Here is a 20603-nt window from a genome sequence, read left to right on the forward strand (position 1 = left end):
TGCCGACCACGCATGACGCGTCGCGGGGTCGAGACGGCCGAGCGTACGCCTCAGTGCTCGGTCGCACCCGATTCGGGTGATGCGGCGTTGTCGTCCTTGCGCAGCGAAATCGAGTCGAGGTCGTCGGTCTCGGTCGGCTCCTCGATGCGCTCACGGATGACCAGGCGCGACCATTCCGTGACCACGCCCGGGGCGATCTCGAGATCGACGGTGTCGTCGCGCAGTCCTGTGATGGTCGCGTGCAGGCCCGCAGTGGTCGCCACGCGGTCGCCGACATTGAGGGAGTCCTGAAGCGCCGTGACCTTCTGCATCTCCTTCTTCTGTCGCCGCACACCCAGGAACGTGGGCACCAGCAGAGCGAGAATCAGGAGCGGGAAGAGCAATTCCATCGTTGAAGTCAGTCCTCGAGTTCGTAACCGGTGTCGCAGCGGTGTCCACCACAGCAACGCTCTGTCGGCCTCCGTGGACCGACGCAATAGACCAGTGTGCCACTACCGCGGACGGGAGGGTATGTCCTGCCGTCCGGTTTGCCGCGATAGCCCCGTTCACTCCTCGGCAAACGAATCGACCTGCGGCTCTCGAGCACGCACCTCGATCCCCCCGGCTGCCGCGTCCGGCGGGGGCGTCAGGCCCAACTGCAACCATGCGGCCTGAGTCGCGACACGCCCCCTCGGAGTGCGCGCCACCATGCCCGCACGCACGAGAAACGGTTCGCAGACCTCCTCGACCGTGGCAGGCTCCTCCCCCACGGCGACCGCAAGCGTCGACACACCCACCGGCCCGCCGCCGAAGCTGCGCACGAGCGCACCGAGCACTGCGCGGTCGAGCCGATCGAGCCCGATCCGATCCACGTCGTACACCTCGAGAGCGGCCTGCGCGATCTCCAAGGTGACGATGCCGTCGGCGCGGACGTCGGCGTAGTCACGGACACGCCGCAGCAGACGGTTCGCGATGCGTGGTGTTCCGCGGGAACGACCGGCGATCTCCGCGCTCGAATCCTCGTGCAGCTCGATACCCAGGATGCGCGCCGAGCGCTGCAGAATCCGCTGGAGTTCCGGCGGGTCGTAGAAGTCCATGTGGGCGGTGAAGCCGAACCGGTCGCGCAGCGGACCGGTCAGAGCACCGGAACGGGTGGTCGCGCCGACCAGTGTGAACGGGGCGACCTCGAGTGGGATCGACGTCGCACCCGGGCCCTTGCCGACGATGACATCCACGCGGAAGTCCTCCATCGCCAGATAGAGCATCTCCTCCGCCGGTCGGGCGATCCGATGGATCTCGTCGATGAAGAGAACATCTCCTTCCACCAGGTTCGACAGCATCGCGGCGAGGTCACCGGCACGTTCGAGCGCCGGCCCTGATGTCAGCCGGAGCGAAGACCCGAGTTCTCCGGCGATGATCATTGCCATCGAGGTCTTCCCCAGTCCGGGCGGGCCGGACAGAAGGATGTGGTCGGGCGTACCGCCGCGCATCTTCGCTCCGCGCAACACCAGCTGCAGCTGCTCTCGCACCCGAGGTTGACCGATGAAGTCGTCGAGATTCTTCGGACGCAGACTCGCTTCGATCTCGCCGTCGGACGAGGTGTACTCCGCAGTCACCGGCGACTCGTCGACGAAAGGGTCGGGTGTGTCGTCGTCGGTCATCGCGACCTACCCAACGCCGACAGGGCCGCACGCAACGCGGCGGACGTGTCGGCAGCAGGGTCCGCTTTCAACACTGTGTCGGTCGACTGCTCCGCCTGTTTGAGCGGGAAGCCCAGTCCGACGAGAGCCTCGACGACCTGCTCCCTGATCGGCGAGGACATCGTGGACAGCGCCGGCGCGTCCTCGTCGACGCCGTACGCGGCAACCTTGTCGCGCAGCTCGACGATCATGCGCTCGGCGCCGCGCTTGCCGATTCCGGGGACGCGGGTGAGGGCCGCGGTGTTCCCGTCGGCGAGTGCCGCACGCAGTGCCGTGGGTTCGAGGACGGCGAGTGTCGCCATCGCGAGGCGCGGTCCCACACCCGACACGGTCTGCAGCAATCCGAAGAGGTCGCGCGCCTCCGGAGCGGCGAATCCGTAGAGGGTCATGGAGTCCTCGCGGACTATCATCGCGGTCACGAGGCGTGCTTCGTTGCCGCGACGCAATGTCGCGAGGGTGGCTGGCGTGGCGTTGACGCGATACCCGATTCCGCCGGATTCGACGACGACGTGGTCGAGCGCAATCTCGAGGACCTCTCCGCGCACCGAGGCGATCACCGTGTCCCTGCCTTCCGGGCCGCGACCTGGTCGCGTAGCCGTTGCTCGTACCGTCGCTTCTGTTCTTCCGCGGCAGCTTCCGCTGCTGCCATCCGTGCCAGCATCGGAGCCCGCCAACAGTGGCAGATGGCCAGGGCCAGTGCGTCGGCGGCGTCGGCCGGTTTCGGTGGGGTGTCGAGGCCGAGGATGCGGGTGACCATTGCGGTCATCTGCTTCTTGTCGGCGCTACCGTTACCGGTGACCGCGGATTTGACCTGACTGGGGGTGTGGAACATGACCGGAATCCCACGTCGGGCGGCGGACAGGGCGACGACTCCGCCGGCTTGTGCGGTTCCCATCGCGGTGCGAACGTTGTTCTGCGAGAAGACCCGCTCGACGGCGACGACATCCGGCGTGTAGCGATCGAGCCATTCTTCAGCGGCATCGGAGATCTGCAGCAGCCGCTCGGCGAGGTCGAGATCGGGGGGCGTGCGGATCACATCGACGGCAACCGGCACGACGACCCGGCCTCGGCCGGTGTCGACCATCCCGAATCCGCATCGTGTCAGCCCGGGGTCGACACCCATCACACGCAACCGCCACACCCTTCACGCACTACGAACAGTTGTTCGAGAGCCTAGCGGAACACGCCGACGGCTGCCCGAACGACACGCGCCCGCCACCGCCCCTGCCGTGGCGGCGGCCCTCGGGCCGCCGCCACGGCGGTCGATCAGGCATCGAGTTCGGCGAGAACCTCGTCGGGGATGTCGACGTTCGAGTAGACATCCTGCACATCGTCGCAGTCTTCGAGCGCATCGATGAGCTTCATGACCTTCCGCGCGCCCTCCGCATCGACAGGTACCTCGACCGAGGCACGGAAGTCGGGATCGGCCGCGTCGTAGTCGATTCCCGCATCGATGAGCGCGGTTCGGACGGCAATCAGATCCGTGGGCTCGGACACGATCTCGAACGACTCTCCGAGGTCGTTGATCTCCTCGGCTCCCGCGTCGAGGACGATTTCGAGGAGGTCGTCCTCGGAGTGGCCGTTCTTCTCGAGCGTGACGACGCCCTTGCGGGTGAACAGGTAGGCGACCGAACCCGGATCCGCCATGTTGCCGCCGTTGCGTGTCATCGCCGTACGCACCTCACCCGCAGCACGATTGCGGTTGTCGGTGAGGCACTCGATGAGCAATGCGACACCGTTGGGGCCGTATCCCTCGTACGTGATGTTCTGCCAGTCGGCGCCGCCGGCCTCTTCGCCCCCGCCACGCTTGCGGGCGCGTTCGATGTTGTCGTTCGGTACCGAACTCTTCTTCGCCTTCTGGATGGCGTCGAAGAGGGTCGGATTCCCGCCAGGGTCACCACCGCCGGTGCGAGCTGCCACCTCGATGTTCTTGATGAGTTTCGCGAACATCTTGCCGCGCTTGGCGTCGATGGCCGCCTTCTTGTGCTTGGTGGTGGCCCATTTGGAGTGGCCGCTCATTCGCTTGGAGCCCCTTCCGGCGATGTGAAGTCGGTGAAACCGACACTTCGGAGAGTCGAGTCTACCTACCGGGCTCCCGCGTGCGAGCGCACAGTCTCGACGAAGAGTCGATGGACACGCAGATCACCGGTCACCTCGGGGTGGAACGACGTCGCGAACACCCCGTCGCGCCGCACCGCGACCACCCGTCCCTCGGCCGGACCCTGAGGAACTCGAGCGAGGACCTCGACGTCGGGCCCGACCCGCTCCACCCAGGGTGCGCGGATGAACACGGCCCGCACCGGACCACCGTCGACTCCGGTCATGTCGAGATCGGTCTCGAACGAATCCACCTGGCGGCCGAAGGCGTTCCGCCGCACGGTGATGTCGAGCGCGTCGAGATGCTCGGCATCCGGCCGGGTGTCGAGTACCTCGGTGGCAAGTAGGATCATCCCGGCGCACGAGCCGTAGGCGGGCAGACCCTCCTTCAGCCGCGCCCGCAACGGTTCGAGCAGGTCGAATACCCGGAGCAGCCTACTCATCGTCGTCGATTCACCTCCGGGAATCACGATGCCGTCGACCGCGTCGAGTTCGCTTTCGCGGCGCAGCGCGACGGTGCGCGCACCGGCCGATTCGAGCGCCGCTCGATGTTCCCGCACGTCGCCTTGGAGTGCGAGCACCCCAATCGTCGGAGTGGTGTGCAGCAGCGCAGTAGCCACGGCGGACCGCCTTCCTCTCGTGTTGTCGGCGGCCGCCGCACGTAACTACCGAGGTCGGCAGATCAGGACTCACGCAGATAGCGCGTGAGTCCTTCCTGAACGACTGCGGCGACCATGTTTCCTCTGCTGTCGTAGATCCGGCCCTGTGTCAATGCACGGCCGAACCCAGCGGAGGGCGACGTCTGGTCGTAGAGCAACCAGTCGTCGGCTCGGAACGGACGCAGGAACCACATGGCGTGGTCGAGGGACGCGTCCTGGGTCTTTTCGTCGGGGTGGATGACGTGGGCCGAGCCGAGCAGGGTCATATCACTCATATAGGCGAGTGTGCACACGTGGAAGACCGGGTCGTCCGGGAGTGTGACGCGCGACCGGAACCACACTCGCTGGTGCGCGGCCACCCCGCGGTCGGCAACCATGTGCTCCGGTGGCACGAATCGGAAATCCCAGTTCGACCACTCGCGCAGTGCCCACGCGAATTCCTCGCGACCTTGCTCGACGAGTGTCTTCGCATCGGGGAGCTCTTCCGGCGTGGGGACTGTGGGCATCTCGTCCTGATGTTCGATGCCCTGATCGTCGGCGTGGAACGACGCCGACATCGTGAAGATCGCATGACCGTCCTGCACCGCAGTGACGCGGCGTGTACAGAACGAGCGACCGTCACGGATCCGGTCGACCTGGTACACGATTCCCTTGGTCGGGTCTCCCGGACGGAGGAAATAGCCGTGCAGGGAGTGGACCTGGAATTCCGGGACCACGGTGCGTACTGCCGATACCAGTGCCTGCCCCGCTACCTGGCCACCGAACGTCCGCGGCAGCAACGTCTCCGTTGCGATGCCGCGGAAGATGTTCTCTTCGATTCGTTCGAGTTCGAGGATGTCTTCGATCTTCGCCATGCGGGACCCTTCCGTTTTGTACCCGGAAGTAGGTTATCCGCCGGACGACGGCGACAAGGCAGGGATGGCTACCATCCGCGCTCGGCGAGCCGGTGCGGCGCGGGGATCTCGTCGACGTTGATGCCGACCATGGCCTCGCCCAGTCCGCGCGACACCTTGGCAAGCACGTCGGGGTCGTCGTAGAAGGTGGTGGCTTTGACGATTGCCGCGGCACGCTGTTCGGGGTTGCCGGACTTGAAGATCCCGGAACCGACGAACACACCCTCGGCGCCGAGCTGCATCATCATCGCGGCATCCGCGGGGGTGGCGATACCCCCGGCCGTGAACAACGTCACCGGAAGCTTTCCTGCCTTCGCGACCTCGACGACGAGGTCGTACGGGGCCTGCAGTTCCTTCGCCGCGACGTAGAGTTCGTCCTCGGGAAGCGAGCTCAGTCGCCGGATCTGCTGCCTGATCTGCCGCATGTGGGTCGTGGCGTTGGAGACATCACCGGTGCCGGCCTCGCCCTTGGAGCGGATCATCGCTGCACCTTCGTTGATGCGGCGCAACGCTTCCCCGAGATTGGTGGCACCACACACGAATGGCACGGTGAATGCGAACTTGTCGATGTGGTTCTCGTAGTCGGCGGGGGTGAGGACCTCGGACTCGTCGATGTAGTCGACTCCGAGCGCCTGCAACACCTGCGCCTCGACGAAGTGCCCGATCCGCGCCTTGGCCATGACGGGGATGGAGACGGCGCCGATGATGCCGTCGATCATGTCGGGATCACTCATCCTCGAGACCCCGCCCTGTGCACGGATGTCCGCGGGCACGCGTTCGAGTGCCATGACAGCGACCGCTCCCGCATCCTCGGCGATCTTGGCCTGGTCCGCGGTGACCACATCCATGATCACACCGCCCTTGAGCATCTCGGCCATCCCGCGCTTGACGCGAGCGGTACCGGTGGGGGCGGTGGTGTCCGGGGTACTCACAGCTGAACTCCTCAGAAGAAACTCGACACAACAGAACTGACGCAGCGAACCGACGCAGCACATCCGGCACGACGAAGTCGACGCAGAATGGTCGTCGCGCAGAAACGAATCGCGACTCGCCGAGCCTATGACCGTGTGCGGGTGGTTCCCCATAGCCAGTCGCGATGCGCTGGCCTTGTCGGAGCGCTGTCGAGATCGTCGAGGTCAGCGAATGGCGCGCACTGGGGCGTTCAGAGCTGTTTCCTCGCGGCTGCCGGCGATACGCCGGGCCTCGTCGAGGAGTTCCGGGAGGTCCTGCGGGTACAGCGGTTCTCCCGCAGAGACCAGTTCGCGGAGCCCTTCGGTGTCGAACCACCTGAATTCGAGGTCCATGCGACGTTCGAGCTCGGTGAATCCTTCGGAGCCGGGCTCGAATCCGGGTGTCTGCAGGACGAAGAACAGTTCTTCGGAATGCAGTACCTCACCGTTGAACGGGAAGACGGCCACTCGCCGCCACACCGGTCCGACGAGCTGTTCGGGGGCGACGGTGCGCCCGGTCTCCTCCGCGAGTTCCCGGACGGCTGCGACACGCAGGTCCTCGCCGGGTTCCACTGCGCCACCGACAGTGAACCAGAAGCGCACCCGCGGGCGTGCCGGATCGTGACCGCGAAGCAGGAGCACACGCCCGATGTCGTCGAGCAGCACCACCCGCGCCGATGTGCGAGCCCGATCCGGGATCGGCGATTGCGATGGGGCCACCCTCGACTTCTCGACGGTCCCGATCTTCTCGACAGCGCCTGCCTTGTCCGGTTCGCGTTCGGCTATCTCGAAGTACGTCGGCAGCGGTGCGGTGCCGCCGAGGTGGAGCCACCGCACCGGGCGACGAGTGCGCAACGCGAGCGTGTCTCGCACAGCATCGTTGTGGAACCTTCTCGCGATGAGCACGCGGGCCTCGGAGTCGGCGAGTTCGGCGACCAGCTGCGGGCGCAATCGTTCGACGTCGAGGCCTGCGAGGGCAACGGAGAGTTCGTTCTCGGCGGTTTCCCGGTGCGCACGGTCTGCGCGTTCCGCCCGGTCGGCCAGCATCGACAACCGACGACCCTCCGAAGCGGACGTGGATGCTGCGATGCTGCGCACCACCACGGCGCGACGGGCGAGGGCTGCATCGAGCGCCTGCCACGAGAGGTCCGACCGCACGTGCAACCGATCGAGGCGATTCGCTGTCGCGTATGCCCACAGGCCGAGCAACAGGACGACGGCTGCGATCAGCGACAGGACGAGGATCGTCAGAGCGCTGAGAGTCACGACCGCACCTCCCGCACAGGTCCGGCGCCGACGGTGACCGTCTCGTACACCCGCAAGATCTGGTCGGCCACCACCGGCCAATCGTAGGTCTCCACGACCTCGGATCCGGCGTCGACCAACGCGGCGCGGCGGTCGTCGTCGTCGAGAACCTCCAGGATGCCGTCGGCGAGCGCCTTGGAGTCCCCGACGGGGACGAGCACCCCTGCTCGCCCGTCGCGCAGCACTCGCCTGAACGCATCGAGTTCGGAGGCGACGACGGCAGTACCCGATGCCATCGCCTCGACGAGGACGATCCCGAAACTTTCCCCGCCGAGATTCGGTGCGCAGTACACGTCGGCGCTGCGCATCGCTGAGGCCTTCTCATCGTCGTCGACCTGTCCGAGAAACCGGAGGTGGCCTGCGTGCGGTCCTGCATCCTTGCGGAGTCTGTCCTCGTCACCGCGACCCACGACCAGGATCTCGATATCCGGGTATCGCGCCACCAGTGCGGGCAACGCACCGACGAGCACATCCATACCCTTTCGGGATTCGTCGAAGCGGCCGAGGAACAGCACCGTCCGGCCGGCCCGCGGATATCCGGGAAGCGGCGGAGAGTGCCGGAAGAACGGCACGTCGACTCCGTTGGGGACCTCCACGGCATCGGCTCCGAGCGAGGTGACCTGCCAGCGACGAGCGAGTTCGGACACCGCGATGCGACCGCTGATCTTCTCGAGAAACGGCTGCAGAACCCCTTGGAAAGTACTGAGTACCAGCGACTTCGTCGTCGACGTGTGGAACGTCGCGACAATCGGCCCCTCGGCGATCTTCAATGCGAGCATCGACAGGCTCGGTGCATTCGGTTCGTGGATGTGGAGGACGTCGAAGTTGTTGTCGTTGATCCAGCGCCGCACTCGCGCGTAGGAGACGGGGCCGAAGCTCAGGCGGGCCACCGATCCGTTGTATGGGATCGCGACCGCTCTACCCGCAGAGACGACGAAGTCGGGTAGCACCGTCGTCTCGGAGGCGGGCGCGAGCACGCTCACCTCGTGTCCGCGCGCGATGAGAACCTCGGCGAGATCCACGACGTGGGCCTGGACACCACCCGGTACATCGAACGAGTACGGACAGACCATTCCGATCCTCACTCACTCCTCCATTCGGGCGCGTCGTGAGTCGGACAGGTCGTCCATCCACAGTGGTTGCAACATGTGCCAGTCTGCAGGGTGCTCCGCGATATCGGCAGCGAATCGGTCGGCGAGGTGCTGCGTGGCGCTGGCGATACCGTCGCTGACGTCGATCTCCGGATGGACCCGGAATCCCCATCCGTCGTCGGTGAACCAGCAATGCACGGGAAGCAGGGCTGCGTTGGTCTCGATCGCCAGTTTCGCCGGTCCGGCAGGCATACGCGTGGGTTCTCCCATGAACGTCACGGGCACACCCTTGCGCGCGAGATCGCGCTCCCCCAGCAGGCAGACGACCTTGTTGTCGCGCAGACGCGCCGACAACTCGACGAACGGGGGACTCTCACCACCCGAAAGCGGGAACACCTCGAACCCGAGGCCCTCTCGGTACTCGACGAAGCGACGGAACAACGACTCGGGGCGTAGACGCTCGGCCACCGTGGACAACCCGCCGTATGTGCGGACACACCACACGCCGGCCATGTCCCAGTTGCCGCTGTGCGGCAGCGCCAGAACCACGCCACGACCGGCAGCCAACGCCGCCTCTATGTGTTCGCGGCCTTCGACCGCGGAGTCGATCGACGCCGCGGTGGCGTCGAGATCCATCGACGGAAGCCGGAAGGATTCACGCCAATAGCGCGCGTACGATCTGACCGAAGCTTTGATCAGGCCATCGGGTACCTGTCCTGGAGGAACGCCGAGAACGCGGGAGAGGTTGCGGCGCAGTTGGTTCGGTCCGCCGTTCCGACGGGAAGCGAAGTCCGCTCCTGCATCGAACAGCTTCGTCGCGACGCGTTCCGGCAACAGTCGTACCAGTCGCCATCCCGCAGCGTATCCGAGGTCCGAGACTCGCTCGGCCGTGTTCATTCCCGGTCCTCGCCGTTCACGACTGCTCCCCGTTTCCGGTATCCGTCTCGGACGCCGAAGCCGACGTCGGCGCGATCGGTAGCAGTTCACGCGCGCCCGGCGAGTTCCGCACCGCGAGAACACGCTGGAACACCGTGATGACCGAACCTGCGGCGAGCAGCCACATCGCGACGTGGATGGCCCAGTCGAGACCGAGTCCGGTCAGTCCGGAGCCGACGAGCACGATCACGAGACGATCGGGGCGTTCGATGAGACCGCCGTCGGCCGACAGGCCGCTCGCCTCGGCGCGCGCCTTGGCATACGAGATCACCTGTGAACACACGAGGCATATCAGCGTCGCGATCACCAGCGGCCGGCTCTGCTCGTGATAAATCGCCCACCACGCCAGTCCCGCGAAAATCGCTCCGTCGGCGACTCGGTCGCACGTGGCGTCCAGGACGGCACCGAAACGCGTTCCGCCGCCGCGGGCACGTGCCATCGCACCGTCGAGCATGTCGAACATCACGAACAGCCAGATGACGAGCGTGCCGACGAACAGGTGGCCGGCCGGGAAGAGTGTGAGGGCAGCTGCGATCGTGGCGACCGTGCCGATGATGGTCACGGCGTCCGGGGTCAGGCCCGTGCGGTTCAAGGCCTGACCGAGCGGTGCTGTCACCTTCGACACCGATGCGCGACCGAAGAAGCTCAGCATTCCGAGACCCCCGAATTTCCCTTCGCCCGACGTGTCCGGAATCCGATCCTGCCATGACGCACCGTCGGACCGTGGGCACGGTCGGGTGTGGGCCCGTCTTCGGCCGGCGTCACTCGTCCCATGCCGAGGCCAGCAACGCGCGGGTGTCACGCAGCAGCTGCACCATCACCTTGGAGCCGCCGAGGACGGTGATGAAGTTCGCGTCGCCGCCCCAGCGTGGCACCACATGCAGGTGCAGGTGTTCGGACAACGAACCTCCCGCGGCGGCACCCAGATTGAGTCCGACGTTGAACCCGTGGGGACGCGACACCTTCTTGATCACCCGAAGCGCCCGCTGAGCGAACGCCATGAGCTCGGTGCTCTCCTCCCCCGTGAGGTCTTCGAGGTTCGCCACCCGCCGGTACGGCACCACCATGAGGTGGCCCGGGTTGTACGGGTAGAGATTGAGCACCGCGTACACGGATTCACCGCGGGCGACGACCAGACCTTCTTCGTCGGCCATCTTCGGGATCTCGGTGAACGGCTCGTACGGCTCGCTCCGCAGTCCTGGGGACTCGGTGATGTACGACATCCGGTGCGGTGACCACAGTCGTTGCAGATGGTCGGATTCACCGACACCGCGATCGATCATCGAATCGGCGGTGTCGGCGGGCCCGGGAGTTCCCTCGCCGGTCAAGAGGTCGCTCCCTGTTCTGCCGGACGCACCAGCTCCGCGGTGGGAGAGGCGTTGTCGCGTCGGCGGACCCAGTCCGAGACGATGCTCACTGCCTCGTCGACGGGCACACCGTTGACCTGGGTGCCGTCGCGGAATCGGAAGCTCACCGCACCGGCGGCGACGTCGCGTTCGCCGGCGAGCAGCATGAAGGGAACCTTCTGCGTGGTGTGGGTTCGGATCTTCTTCTGCATGCGGTCGTCGGACACATCCACCTCGGCGCGGATCCCGGCCGACTTCAGTTTGCCGACGACGTCGAAGAGATGCTCCTCGAACTCGGCAGCGACCGGGATACCGACCACCTGGACCGGCGAGAGCCATGCGGGGAACGCACCGGCGTAGTGCTCGGTGAGCACACCGAAGAACCGCTCGATCGAGCCGAACAGTGCACGGTGGATCATCACCGGGCGATGCTTGGCACCGTCCGATCCGGTGTATTCGAGTTCGAAGAGCTCGGGCAGATTGAAGTCGAGCTGAATAGTGGACATCTGCCAGTTGCGGCCGAGCGCGTCATTGACCTGAACAGAGATCTTCGGCCCGTAGAACGCGGCGCCGCCCGGATCCGGGACCAACGTCAGGCCCGAGGACTCCGCGACCTCACGCAGCGTCTCGGTGGCCGTCTCCCACAACTCGTCGCTACCGACGAACTTCTTCGGGTTCTTCGTCGACAACTCGAGGTAGTAGTCGTCGAGTCCGTAATCCTTGAGCACGTCGAGGATGAAATTCAAGATCGTGGTGAGCTCGTCGCGCATCTGTTCCGGCGTGCAGAAGATGTGCGCGTCGTCCTGTGTCATGCCGCGCACACGTGTGAGTCCGTGGACGACACCGGACTTCTCGTAGCGATAGACGGAGCCGAACTCGAACATGCGGAGCGGAAGCTCGCGGTACGAACGCCCTCGCGACCGGAAGATCAGGTCGTGCATCGGGCAGTTCATCGGCTTGAGGTAGTAGTCCTGGCCGGGCTTGCGGATCGTGCCGTCGTCGTTCAGTTCCTCGTCGATGTGCATCGCCGGGAACATGCCGTCCTTGTACCAATCGAGATGACCCGAGACCTCGTAGAGGTGCCCCTTGGTGATGTGCGGGGTGTTGACGAAGTCGTATCCGGCGTCGACGTGGCGCTGACGCGAGTAGTTCTCCATCTCCTGGCGGATGATGCCGCCCTTGGGATGGAACACCGGCAGACCCGAACCGAGCTCGTCAGGGAACGAGAACAGGTCGAGTTCGGCGCCGAGCTTGCGATGATCGCGGCGCTCGGCCTCGGCGAGTAGTTCCAGGTGACTCTCGAGCGCCTCGGTGGATTCCCACGCGGTGCCGTAGATCCGCTGGAGGTCGGCGTTGTCCTGGTCGCCTCGCCAATACGCGGCGGAGCTGCGGGTGAGCTTGAACGCAGGGATGAACTTGGTGGTCGGCAGGTGCGGGCCACGGCACAGGTCCTTCCAGACCAGCTCACCCGTGCGCGGGTTGAGATTGTCGTAGATGGTCAGCTCTTTGCCGCCGACCTCCATGATCTCGGGGTCCGGTTCGAAGTCGCTGCTGCCGGACTTGTCGTCGATGAGCTCGAGCTTGAACGGCTCGTTCTGCAGTTCCTCGCGGGCGTCCTCGATGTTCTCGACGACGCGGCGGGAGAAGCGCTGCGCATCCTTGACGATCTTCTTCATGCGCTTCTCGAGCTTCGCGAGATCCTCGGGCGTGAACGGCCGCTCGACCTGGAAGTCGTAGTAGAAGCCGTCCTTGATCGGCGGGCCGATACCGAGTTTGGCCTCGGGGAATTCCTGCTGCACCGCCTGCGCAAGGACATGCGCGGCCGAGTGCCGGATCACGCTGCGGCCGTCCTCGGTGTCGGCGCCGACTGCCTCGACCTCGACGTCCACGTCGGGAATCCAGGCAAGATCGCGCAGCGCACCTTCGTCGTCCCGGACGACCACGATGGCATCGGGGCCCTTGGTCGAGAGTCCGGCCTCACGCACGGCGGAAGCGGCAGTGGTCCCCGCGGGCACCCGGACGAGCGTGGCTGGTTTCGCGGATGCGGGCGTGGTCACTGTGCTGGACTCCTCGGCTGGATGCCTGTTCTGGGGGCTGCTACCGGGCGCGACTGCGATGCGCGACGGCAACGTCCCCATGCTATCGATATGCGCTCACACCACCGAACACAGGGCATACCGGAGCGAAACACCGCTACGACGCGCGGACTGTCAGAGTGAGTGCAGCCCCGTGAGGACCCGTTCGAGAAGAGCGCTGCCCGGCCCGACCTGGTCCACGGTGCTGTGCACGGTCAGGATGCCCGCTCCCGCGAGGTCGCCGATCAGCACTCGGGCCACTCCGAGGGGGATTCCCGCCAGAGCGGCCACCTCCATCGTCGAGCGCGGTTGCGCACACAGGCCGACGACGACGCGATGCTCCTCGGCGAACCTGCCGGCCATCATGCTCGTCGAGGACGGGACCGTGGACACCAGAGCCTCGAGTGGCAGGTCCATATCGGTCCGGGTACGGCCACCACTTCGGACGAACGGCCTCACGAACGATGATGTGTGTTCTTCCAATTTCCCGACTCCCCCAGTGCCTTCGTGACCAGTGCCGTCGAACGTGCGATCCATCATGCGTGGCTCCCGGCGCGCCATCTCACCGGCAGCCACCTGTTCTCCGGTGGTCGGCCCTACCCCCTGGGCCGACGCCGGTGTCGCAGCAGCATCGAACTCCGACGACCGTTCACCCTCTTCAGAGGGCGAATATACAAGATCGTCCCTCTTCGTGCGGTGGCGTGGACGCCTGGACCCGAAGCGGGCGCCCGTCGTCCCCACTGCCTGCCATGCGCCGTCTGCGACACTCATCTGACGAATCCTCCTCGAACCACCGTGGTCTGATCCTGCATCGCCCGCACGGACTTCGATGGCCGCAGACGTGCACATCGTCGAGCGGGCGACGAGTCTTTCGTCCCACCGGATGACACAGTCACCGTTGCTCTCGACAGTTGCATGCCAAGATACGCAAAAAGGGCACCCTGTGCAGGGTGCCCTTTTTGCGAACCTGTGGTCCCGGCTGGGATCGAACCAGCGACCTTCCCGGTGTGAACGGGACGCTCTTCCACTGAGCCACGGGACCGTTCCGCTTCGCAGCGGCTCGAACGCAAAGAAATTTAACATGCACCCTGGGACGAAAACGAATCAGCAGGTCACACCACTTTCCGGTGTCGCACCCCGAACGATGACCCCAGCCACCGCCCTCTCGTGAGCTCACGTGCCGAGAGCAGCGCCTCCCCGAGTAGAGGAACACTGCGCGGAATAGGGGAACACTGCGCGCCGGGCGCGCCGCTCTCCCCGGCCGCACACGTGCCGTCGCCGCATTCCTGGCGCCCAGTCCGCTCCCCGACGACCCCTTCCAACGGACCCACACAGCCCTTCCAAGCGCCGTCCTGACCGAGTTTCCTTGCACTGACCTGCAGATTTGTGTGTTTCCGCGATGGTCGGCTAAGTTTTTAACCGCACCACGGAGAGCACGACGCCACGGTGCGAATGCGGATGTAGCGCAGCTGGTAGCGCATCACCTTGCCAAGGTGAGGGTCGCGGGTTCGAATCCCGTCATCCGCTCGAGAGGTTGGTCTCGACCTTTTATGGTGGAGTGGCCGAGTGGTGAGGCAACGGCCTGCAAAGCCGTGCACACGGGTTCGATTCCCGTCTCCACCTCGCGCGATTAGCTCAGCGGGAGAGCGCTTCCCTGACACGGAAGAGGTCACTGGTTCAATCCCAGTATCGCGCACCAGGGTCGACCAGCACGTGGGTCGACCCAGTTTCACCCCAACGTGCACATGCGGATGTAGCGCAGCTGGTAGCGCATCACCTTGCCAAGGTGAGGGTCGCGGGTTCGAATCCCGTCATCCGCTCCACACCGGCGTCAGTAGCCGGCGCGATTAGCTCAGCGGGAGAGCGCTTCCCTGACACGGAAGAGGTCACTGGTTCAATCCCAGTATCGCGCACCAGAGAACAGCGAAGTCCCCCTTCGGATTCCGAAGGGGGACTTCGCTGTTCTCTGGTCAGCGACCGACACTGAGCCGGTTGGCGCCGGCAATCATGGCGCGCAGCGTGGACTCCGCTGCGGTCTCCCCCATTCCCATTGCCCACATCTGCCGGTCACCCTCCCGACACAGGAGGAACGTCGCGTGCGCTCCACCGAGTTCACGCTGGTCGAACGAGAGGATCTCGAGGTGGATTCCGAGATCGTGGAGCAGTGCGGTCATTCCCGCCACCGGGCCGTTCGCCACTGCCGACGCAGTGTGGATCGATGCGTGCACCGCGAGTGTCGCCTCGTACGAACTGCGCCCCGCTCCCAGTGCGGTGGCGCTCCATCCACCGAGACGCACCGGACCGTTCTGCGGTGCATGGATGGCAGTGAATCGTTCCCAGGTCAGTCCCGCCGCGTCGGCCCGCAATGGCAGGGGCAACCGATCCTGCCAGGACGGTGCGGAGGTACGGGCATGTGCCGAAGCAAAAGAATCGAAGGCGTTCATCGGTAGTGGTCTCCAACGAGAAGGGAGGACCGACACGCAGCTCAGGGGCCCGCAGCGAGGGGCCGGTCCGAATCAGACCCCGCTACGGCGGTGAACTACGAGTACGCGCTTCATAACGCCTCACCCTAGAACTTCGTTGTGACGAGCGCAAACTTCCACCCCGAAACTGTGTGACGAAACCGTGACCCCTCGAATCGGGACACAACTTGGAAGCTGAGGAATCCCTCATGTATCGTGGGAAGAGCCATCCCCCCCGATGGTAAATGAACCCCAGCCATGACCCCCCATCCAAGGCTGGGGTTCAGCCATTTCCAGGCACTTTTCGGGCCGGCACCCGCCGGGACCCGCCGGCTGGTTCACTGGAATCATGCCGACACCACTCGAAGAAGCCACCGCACCCGTCTCTGTGGAACGTGCGGGAATCTGGGACGCCGAGAGCATTGCCGACGTGGCGGCCGCGACATTTCCGATGGCGTGCCCACCCGATGCCTCGAGCACAGACGTTGCCGCCTTCATCGAGGCCACACTCACAGCCGAACGATTCACCGAGTACCTCACGGACCCGTCGCGGATCGTTCTCAAGGCGTCGATCGGCGGTGAGATCGTCGGGTACGCGATGGCAATCGATGCTCCGCCCGAAGACCCGGAAATCGCTGCGATGATCACGGCGCGCCCGTCGATCGAGATCAGCAAATTCTACGTACTCCCCGGCGGACATGGCACGGGAGTCTCGAAGGCACTCATGGCAGCCGTCGTCGAACTCGGTCGTTCAGGCGGTCACACCGGATTGTGGCTCGGTGTCAATCAGCAGAATGCGCGAGCCCGGCGCTTCTATACGAAAGAAGGGTTCGACGTCGTCGGCGAGCGTACGTTCACGGTCGGTTCGCAAATCCACCGTGACCACGTGATGCAGCGCACCTTGTAGGACGCGCTGCATCACGAGTGCAGTGACATCGGAACTGGAGGGACGTCGAGCCCTGCGCACCCGGCCCGACGATCGGTCCGCGGAACTTCAGGCAGGAACCTCGAAGCGCGACAACGCGAGGAGACGCGAAGTGGCGCGCAGGTACTTCTTGCGGTAGCCGCCGGCCAGCATCTCGGGCGTGAAGATCTCGTCGAGCTTCGCTCCCGCTACCGTCACCGGGATGCTCGCGTCGTAGAGCCGGTCGGCGAGGACCACCAGTCGTAGTGCAACGGACTGATCCTGGGCCGGGTGGACGCCGTTGAGGAACACCGCGCTCACACCCTCGACCAGTTTTCCGTAGCGCGAGGGGTGCAGCGTACTGAGGTGGGTGCACAACTCGTCGAAATCGTCGAGCGTAGCTCCGGGAACCTCCGTGGCACGTTCGACCAGAACCTTCGAATCGACCGGTTCGGGTGCCGGCGGAAGGTCGCGGTGACGGTAGTCGGGACCGTCGACGCGGAGCGTCTCGAAGATGGACCCGAGCTTCTTGATCTCGCGAAGGAAGTCCTGCGCCGCGAACCGGCCCTCGCCGAGCTGACCGGGAAGGGTGTTCGAGGTGGCGACGATCGAGACTCCGCGGGCCGACAGCTCGGTCAGCAGCCGGGACACCAGCATGGTATCGCCGGGATCGTCGAGTTCGAACTCGTCGATGCACAGCACACTGTGGCTCGACAGTTCCTCGACGGCCTTGTTGAAGCCGAGCGCACCGACGACGTGGGTGAGTTCGACGAACGTGCCGAAAGCCTTGGGTGAAGGCGCACTGTGGAAGATCGAAGCGAGGAGGTGGGTCTTACCGACGCCGAACCCGCCGTCGAGATACAGGCCCGCACCCGTGGACGGTGCCTTGCGACCGAACAACCCGCGCTTGCCGCTGCGGATCTTCCCGACCTTCCCCACGAACGCTTCGGCCGCAGCAACGGCAGCTGCCTGACTGGGCTCGTTGGGGTCCGGGATGTACGACGCGAAACTCACCTCGTCGAACATCGCGGGCGGCACCATTTGCGCCACCAGTTGGTCTGCGGGCACCACCGGATTCCGGTCGACGAGACGTTCGTGCATTTCACCAGGATAGTGGCGGCGAATGGCACATCCAGCACAGGACGGGGTAATGGGACCTACTTCACAGGCCGTTCACGTCGAGTTCACCGTATCGGAGCGCGACAGAGGTAGACGTCGTCCCATTCCGGGCGCACCGGTGCGCACCACCGCGGCGCACACCTGGCAGGCTGTCCGCATGCGCAGAACCGGGGTGCTCGCTGTGTGTTGGCTCGCAGTTGCGTCGGCGGTGGCCGCATGCGGAGCGGGTCCCTCCATCCGTCCCGACGTGGCGGTCGTCCAGGACGTGGGCGACGGGCAACCGGCAGAGCAAGAAGAGAGCGACCCGGGTGCCACCGAACTTCCGGTGCCGCAGAGCGACCTCGCTTGGCGTGACTGCACCTCCGAGACGATCGGTGGATTCGCATTGCCACCGGGCCCGACCGGACTCGTTCTCGAATGCGCACAGGTTCCCACACCCATCGACGTGACGGGCGCGATACCCGGATCGTTCCCGCTCGGCGTGCTCCGGGCGCGGATCGCTGATACGCCCACCGACGTCGCACCGCTCGTCGTGACGACCGGCTCCGACATTCCGTCGAGCCGGGCGCTCGCCGCACTCGCGACGGGCCCGATGTCGACGATCTTGACCGCTCGGCCTCTGGTCGCCGTCGACCGTCGCGGGCTCGGGCTCTCCCAGGAGATCGACTGCATCTTCGGAGCAGATCGCCGTGCCCTCGCAGATCTCGGGCAATTCGGCCGCAGCGGTGATGCATCCGATCGCGTCGCCGAACTCGGCCGGCAGGCGACCATCTCGTGCACCGACTACCTGCAGCCACAGCAATTGATGTTCGGTGCATCGCATGCCGCGAGCGATATCGAGCAGCTGCGCCGAGCCTGGGATGTCGACCGGCTGGGGTTGCTCGGTATCGGTAACGGCGCGACCGTCGCGCTCGCATACGCAGCCGCCTATCCAGGTGGTGTCGGGCGACTGATCCTGGATTCGCCGGCCGCAGCGACCGCGGATGCCGAACTGCTCGCCGAATCGAGTGCGCGAGGTGCGGAGGCCGCAGTCGACGAGTTCTCTCGTCGATGCGCTGCTCTGGAGTGCTCGCTGGGGCCGGATCCGCGCGGAGCGATCGAGGAACTCTACGGCCGCGCCGCGGACGGCCTGCTCGCGCCGGTCTCGTCGAATGCGCTTCTGACGGCGATCACCGCCTTCCTGGGCACTCCCCGCGCCGACCTGCAGGCCCGCATCCGCGAGCTGTCCGACATTCTGGCCGCCGCCCGTGACGGCGACATCATGCCGCTGCTCGAATCCGTGGGGACAGCAGAAGCGATGCTGTCGACGGATGGCCAGTGGGTGTCGCGGTGCAGCGACGGGCAGCGATGGCCGACACCGATGCGCGCCGCTGAGCTCCAGAAGAACTGGTCCACGACGTATCCGCTGTTCGGTGGTGATGCCGCCGTCGCAGCAACGTCGTGTGCGGCGTGGCCGAGTATGGCGGCGCCGGCGCTCCCGGCCGCCCTCGACGTACCGGTGCTCGTCACCAGTGCGGCAGCGGACCCGATCGTCGGAAACGCGGGCCTGGAATCGGTGACCGGTGCGCTGACCGCGAGCGGAATCCGATGGACGGCACTGGCATGGCAGGGCGCCGGATATTCGGCGACACTCCATTCGACATGTGCACAGGGCCGCACCGAAGCATATGTCGCAGACGGGGCGCTTCCTCCGAATGGGAGCCTCTGCCCGGCCTGATCACGGCCGTGCAGATTCCCTGGATGCGTCGTTCGGTCCGGTTGCGGTGTACCGTGCCGTAGTGTTCCTCAGGAGTCTCGAGCCTCGCACCGCCCGCACCACAGCGGAAGTGATCAAGTGCGTCGTGTGGCCACTGGCCGTACTGACGGTGCTGCACCGGGTCATCATCAAAGCCGTCAACGGATTCCGGACCGACGACTTCAAGCCCGTGTACGAGGCCGCCCTGGCATTTCTCAATCGTCGCCCGGTCTACACCGCCAACTTCGACTGGGTCGATCCGCACTACCTGTATCCACCGTCGGGGACGCTGCTGATCTCACCGATCGCCGTGATCGACCCGGAGCGCTCCCGGTGGCTGTTCATCCTCGCGAACGCCATCGCCATCCTGATTGCGCTCTATCTGCTGCTGCGGATGTTCGGATTACGTCTCGATTCCCCGATCGCACCGATCCTCGTGCTGGCCGCGTTCTCCTCCGAGACCGTGACCAACACCCTCGTGTTCACCAACATCAACGGCCTCGTGCTGCTCGGCGAGGTGGCGTTCCTGACCTTGCTGCTCAAGCGCCGTGACCTGTGGGCAGGTGTCGCGATCGGTCTCACGTTCGCCGTCAAACCGATTCTGGCCCCCTTGCTGTTGTTGCCTCTTCTGCGTGGGCAGTGGAAGGTTTTCGTCACGGCCGCCGGTGTTCCCCTTGCACTGACGATCATCGCGTTGCCCTTGTCGGTCGACGCGTGGCAGTTCGTCGAGCACACCGTCCCGTACCTGCTGGAATCGCGCGACTACTTCAACAGCGCGATCGTCGGCAACGGCATGTACTACGGGCTTCCGGGCTGGCTGGTCGCAGGCCTGCGCGTAGCGCTGGCACTGATGGTCGTCGCGTCGATGTGGTTGCTGTACCGCTACTGCCGCAAGGACGACGTGTTCTTCGTCTGCACGAGCACCGGCGTGCTGCTCGGCGCATCGTTCCTGCTCAGTTCGCTCGGTCAGATGTACTACTCGATGATGCTCTTCCCGCTGATCATGACGGTATTGCTCCCGAACTCGGTCATGCGTAACTGGCCGGCGTGGCTCGCCGTCTACGGTTTCCTCAGCTACGACTCATGGCTGTCCGGACGTTGGGTCGAGGCCGGTCGTGCAGCCGAGTACATGAAGACGACGTTCGGCTGGTCCCTGCTGCTGATCGTGGTCTTCGCCGTACTCCTCGACCGCTATCTTGCCGCGCGCCGCGAGGGTCGTCTCGACGGTGGGATCGAACCGTCGCATCTGTTGCGTTCAGCGGAGGCGGAAACCACTGGCCGGCCGAATCCGGATCAGGGACCGGAACCCGAGATCGCACCTGTTCTGCCTGACCGCTCGTGACCTGACGTAC

Annotated in this window: 20 protein-coding genes and 6 tRNA genes; 8 read left to right on the forward strand and 18 right to left on the reverse strand. The window is 65.4% G+C overall.

The annotated features are described in order from the left end of the window. Positions 1-50: 50 nt before the first annotated feature. The 16 genes from yajC to ACZ46K_RS20365 form a co-directional block, all read right to left on the reverse strand. On the reverse strand, positions 51-389 hold the full coding sequence (gene yajC / locus ACZ46K_RS20290; protein ID WP_054807662.1) for a preprotein translocase subunit YajC: 339 nt from the start codon (positions 387-389) through the stop codon (positions 51-53). A 156-nt stretch (positions 390-545) separates the two neighbouring features. Further along, positions 546-1640 carry a Holliday junction branch migration DNA helicase RuvB gene (gene ruvB / locus ACZ46K_RS20295; RefSeq protein WP_054809882.1) on the reverse strand — a complete coding sequence of 365 codons (1095 nt, stop codon included), beginning with the start codon at positions 1638-1640 and terminating at the stop codon, positions 546-548. Next, positions 1637-2236, reverse strand: coding sequence for a Holliday junction branch migration protein RuvA (ruvA, locus tag ACZ46K_RS20300; protein ID WP_054807940.1), 600 nt, complete (start codon positions 2234-2236; stop codon positions 1637-1639). Before ruvA ends, ruvB begins: the two co-directional genes overlap by 4 nt. Further along, positions 2233-2811, reverse strand: a complete 579-nt coding sequence (gene ruvC, locus ACZ46K_RS20305) for a crossover junction endodeoxyribonuclease RuvC (RefSeq protein WP_054807941.1) — start codon at positions 2809-2811, stop codon at positions 2233-2235. The genes ruvA and ruvC overlap by 4 nt, the downstream gene beginning before the upstream one ends. Positions 2812-2945: 134 nt before the next feature. Continuing rightward, the gene (locus ACZ46K_RS20310; RefSeq protein ID WP_054809881.1) at positions 2946-3698 is read right to left on the reverse strand and encodes a YebC/PmpR family DNA-binding transcriptional regulator; all 753 of its coding nucleotides are present in this window, start codon (positions 3696-3698) and stop codon (positions 2946-2948) included. A gap of 65 nt (positions 3699-3763) precedes the next feature. Continuing rightward, entirely contained in the window at positions 3764-4381 is a 618-nt protein-coding gene (gene pdxT / locus ACZ46K_RS20315) for a pyridoxal 5'-phosphate synthase glutaminase subunit PdxT (RefSeq protein WP_464749418.1), read from the reverse strand. Positions 4382-4458: 77 nt separating this feature from the next. Continuing rightward, complete coding sequence (locus tag ACZ46K_RS20320) at positions 4459-5289, reverse strand: acyl-CoA thioesterase (RefSeq protein WP_464744435.1); 831 nt, start codon at positions 5287-5289, stop codon at positions 4459-4461. Positions 5290-5357: 68 nt separating this feature from the next. Further along, entirely contained in the window at positions 5358-6260 is a 903-nt protein-coding gene (gene pdxS, locus ACZ46K_RS20325; RefSeq protein WP_054805919.1) for a pyridoxal 5'-phosphate synthase lyase subunit PdxS, read from the reverse strand. A 204-nt stretch (positions 6261-6464) separates the two neighbouring features. After that, positions 6465-7544, reverse strand: coding sequence for an NUDIX hydrolase (locus tag ACZ46K_RS20330; protein ID WP_464744437.1), 1080 nt, complete (start codon positions 7542-7544; stop codon positions 6465-6467). Further along, entirely contained in the window at positions 7541-8668 is a 1128-nt protein-coding gene (locus ACZ46K_RS20335; RefSeq protein ID WP_054809880.1) for a glycosyltransferase family 4 protein, read from the reverse strand. Before ACZ46K_RS20335 ends, ACZ46K_RS20330 begins: the two co-directional genes overlap by 4 nt. Further along, positions 8669-9571 carry a phosphatidylinositol mannoside acyltransferase gene (locus ACZ46K_RS20340; protein ID WP_054805921.1) on the reverse strand — a complete coding sequence of 301 codons (903 nt, stop codon included), beginning with the start codon at positions 9569-9571 and terminating at the stop codon, positions 8669-8671. Positions 9572-9587: 16 nt separating this feature from the next. Next, on the reverse strand, positions 9588-10262 hold the full coding sequence (pgsA, locus tag ACZ46K_RS20345; protein WP_054805922.1) for a phosphatidylinositol phosphate synthase: 675 nt from the start codon (positions 10260-10262) through the stop codon (positions 9588-9590). A gap of 109 nt (positions 10263-10371) precedes the next feature. Further along, positions 10372-10893 (reverse strand): ATP adenylyltransferase, encoded by a 522-nt coding sequence (locus tag ACZ46K_RS20350; protein ID WP_054805928.1) that lies wholly within the window; start codon positions 10891-10893, stop codon positions 10372-10374. A 41-nt stretch (positions 10894-10934) separates the two neighbouring features. After that, positions 10935-13013: a threonine--tRNA ligase gene (gene thrS / locus ACZ46K_RS20355; RefSeq protein ID WP_054805929.1), complete on the reverse strand. Its 2079-nt coding sequence runs from the start codon at positions 13011-13013 to the stop codon at positions 10935-10937. 153 nt (positions 13014-13166) lie between these two features. Continuing rightward, entirely contained in the window at positions 13167-13802 is a 636-nt protein-coding gene (locus ACZ46K_RS20360) for a DUF742 domain-containing protein (protein ID WP_464744440.1), read from the reverse strand. A gap of 199 nt (positions 13803-14001) precedes the next feature. Next, positions 14002-14073 (reverse strand) — tRNA-Val (locus tag ACZ46K_RS20365). A gap of 412 nt (positions 14074-14485) precedes the next feature. Here ACZ46K_RS20365 and ACZ46K_RS20370 point away from each other — a divergent pair. From ACZ46K_RS20370 to ACZ46K_RS20390, 5 genes are all read left to right on the forward strand, one after another. After that, positions 14486-14558: transfer RNA gene (locus ACZ46K_RS20370), tRNA-Gly, on the forward strand. 25 nt (positions 14559-14583) lie between these two features. Then, a tRNA-Cys gene (locus tag ACZ46K_RS20375) sits at positions 14584-14654 on the forward strand. A 1-nt stretch (position 14655) separates the two neighbouring features. Next, positions 14656-14730: transfer RNA gene (locus tag ACZ46K_RS20380), tRNA-Val, on the forward strand. Positions 14731-14778: 48 nt separating this feature from the next. Further along, positions 14779-14854, forward strand: a tRNA-Gly gene (locus ACZ46K_RS20385). Positions 14855-14872: 18 nt separating this feature from the next. Continuing rightward, positions 14873-14947 (forward strand) — tRNA-Val (locus ACZ46K_RS20390). A gap of 54 nt (positions 14948-15001) precedes the next feature. Here the strand turns inward: ACZ46K_RS20390 and ACZ46K_RS20395 are convergent. Further along, complete coding sequence (locus tag ACZ46K_RS20395) at positions 15002-15475, reverse strand: 2-isopropylmalate synthase (protein WP_054805924.1); 474 nt, start codon at positions 15473-15475, stop codon at positions 15002-15004. 367 nt (positions 15476-15842) lie between these two features. Here ACZ46K_RS20395 and ACZ46K_RS20400 point away from each other — a divergent pair, with 367 nt between their 5' ends. After that, a complete protein-coding gene (locus tag ACZ46K_RS20400) occupies positions 15843-16400 on the forward strand; it encodes an N-acetyltransferase family protein (RefSeq protein WP_464744442.1) in 558 nt (185 codons plus the stop codon). A gap of 87 nt (positions 16401-16487) precedes the next feature. Here the strand turns inward: ACZ46K_RS20400 and zapE are convergent, their stop codons facing one another. Next, positions 16488-17498, reverse strand: coding sequence for a cell division protein ZapE (gene zapE / locus ACZ46K_RS20405; RefSeq protein WP_054805925.1), 1011 nt, complete (start codon positions 17496-17498; stop codon positions 16488-16490). Positions 17499-17673: 175 nt separating this feature from the next. Between zapE and ACZ46K_RS20410 the strand changes: the two genes are divergently transcribed. Together ACZ46K_RS20410 and ACZ46K_RS20415 are read left to right on the forward strand one after the other, a co-directional pair. After that, the gene (locus ACZ46K_RS20410; protein ID WP_464749420.1) at positions 17674-19233 is read left to right on the forward strand and encodes an alpha/beta hydrolase; all 1560 of its coding nucleotides are present in this window, start codon (positions 17674-17676) and stop codon (positions 19231-19233) included. A gap of 61 nt (positions 19234-19294) precedes the next feature. Then, the gene (locus ACZ46K_RS20415) at positions 19295-20593 is read left to right on the forward strand and encodes a glycosyltransferase family 87 protein (protein WP_464744444.1); all 1299 of its coding nucleotides are present in this window, start codon (positions 19295-19297) and stop codon (positions 20591-20593) included. The last annotated feature ends 10 nt before the right edge of the window (positions 20594-20603 follow it).

The organism is Rhodococcus sp. JCM 9793, from assembly GCF_055380405.1.

Excerpts from the sequence above, each read along its gene's own strand:
- ruvB (WP_054809882.1), bottom strand. The coding sequence starts at position 1,640 with ATGACCGACGACGACACACCCGACCCTTTCGTCGACGAGTCGCCGGTG.
- ACZ46K_RS20350 (WP_054805928.1), bottom strand. The coding sequence starts at position 10,893 with ATGATCGATCGCGGTGTCGGTGAATCCGACCATCTGCAACGACTGTGG.
- ACZ46K_RS20410 (WP_464749420.1), top strand. The coding sequence starts at position 17,674 with ATGCGCAGAACCGGGGTGCTCGCTGTGTGTTGGCTCGCAGTTGCGTCG.
- pgsA (WP_054805922.1), bottom strand. The coding sequence starts at position 10,262 with ATGCTGAGCTTCTTCGGTCGCGCATCGGTGTCGAAGGTGACAGCACCG.
- ACZ46K_RS20320 (WP_464744435.1), bottom strand. The coding sequence starts at position 5,289 with ATGGCGAAGATCGAAGACATCCTCGAACTCGAACGAATCGAAGAGAAC.
- ACZ46K_RS20340 (WP_054805921.1), bottom strand. The coding sequence starts at position 9,571 with ATGAACACGGCCGAGCGAGTCTCGGACCTCGGATACGCTGCGGGATGG.
- yajC (WP_054807662.1), bottom strand. The coding sequence starts at position 389 with ATGGAATTGCTCTTCCCGCTCCTGATTCTCGCTCTGCTGGTGCCCACG.
- ACZ46K_RS20310 (WP_054809881.1), bottom strand. The coding sequence starts at position 3,698 with ATGAGCGGCCACTCCAAATGGGCCACCACCAAGCACAAGAAGGCGGCC.
- ACZ46K_RS20395 (WP_054805924.1), bottom strand. The coding sequence starts at position 15,475 with ATGAACGCCTTCGATTCTTTTGCTTCGGCACATGCCCGTACCTCCGCA.
- ACZ46K_RS20360 (WP_464744440.1), bottom strand. The coding sequence starts at position 13,802 with ATGAGTGTCGCAGACGGCGCATGGCAGGCAGTGGGGACGACGGGCGCC.
- ACZ46K_RS20400 (WP_464744442.1), top strand. The coding sequence starts at position 15,843 with ATGCCGACACCACTCGAAGAAGCCACCGCACCCGTCTCTGTGGAACGT.
- zapE (WP_054805925.1), bottom strand. The coding sequence starts at position 17,498 with ATGCACGAACGTCTCGTCGACCGGAATCCGGTGGTGCCCGCAGACCAA.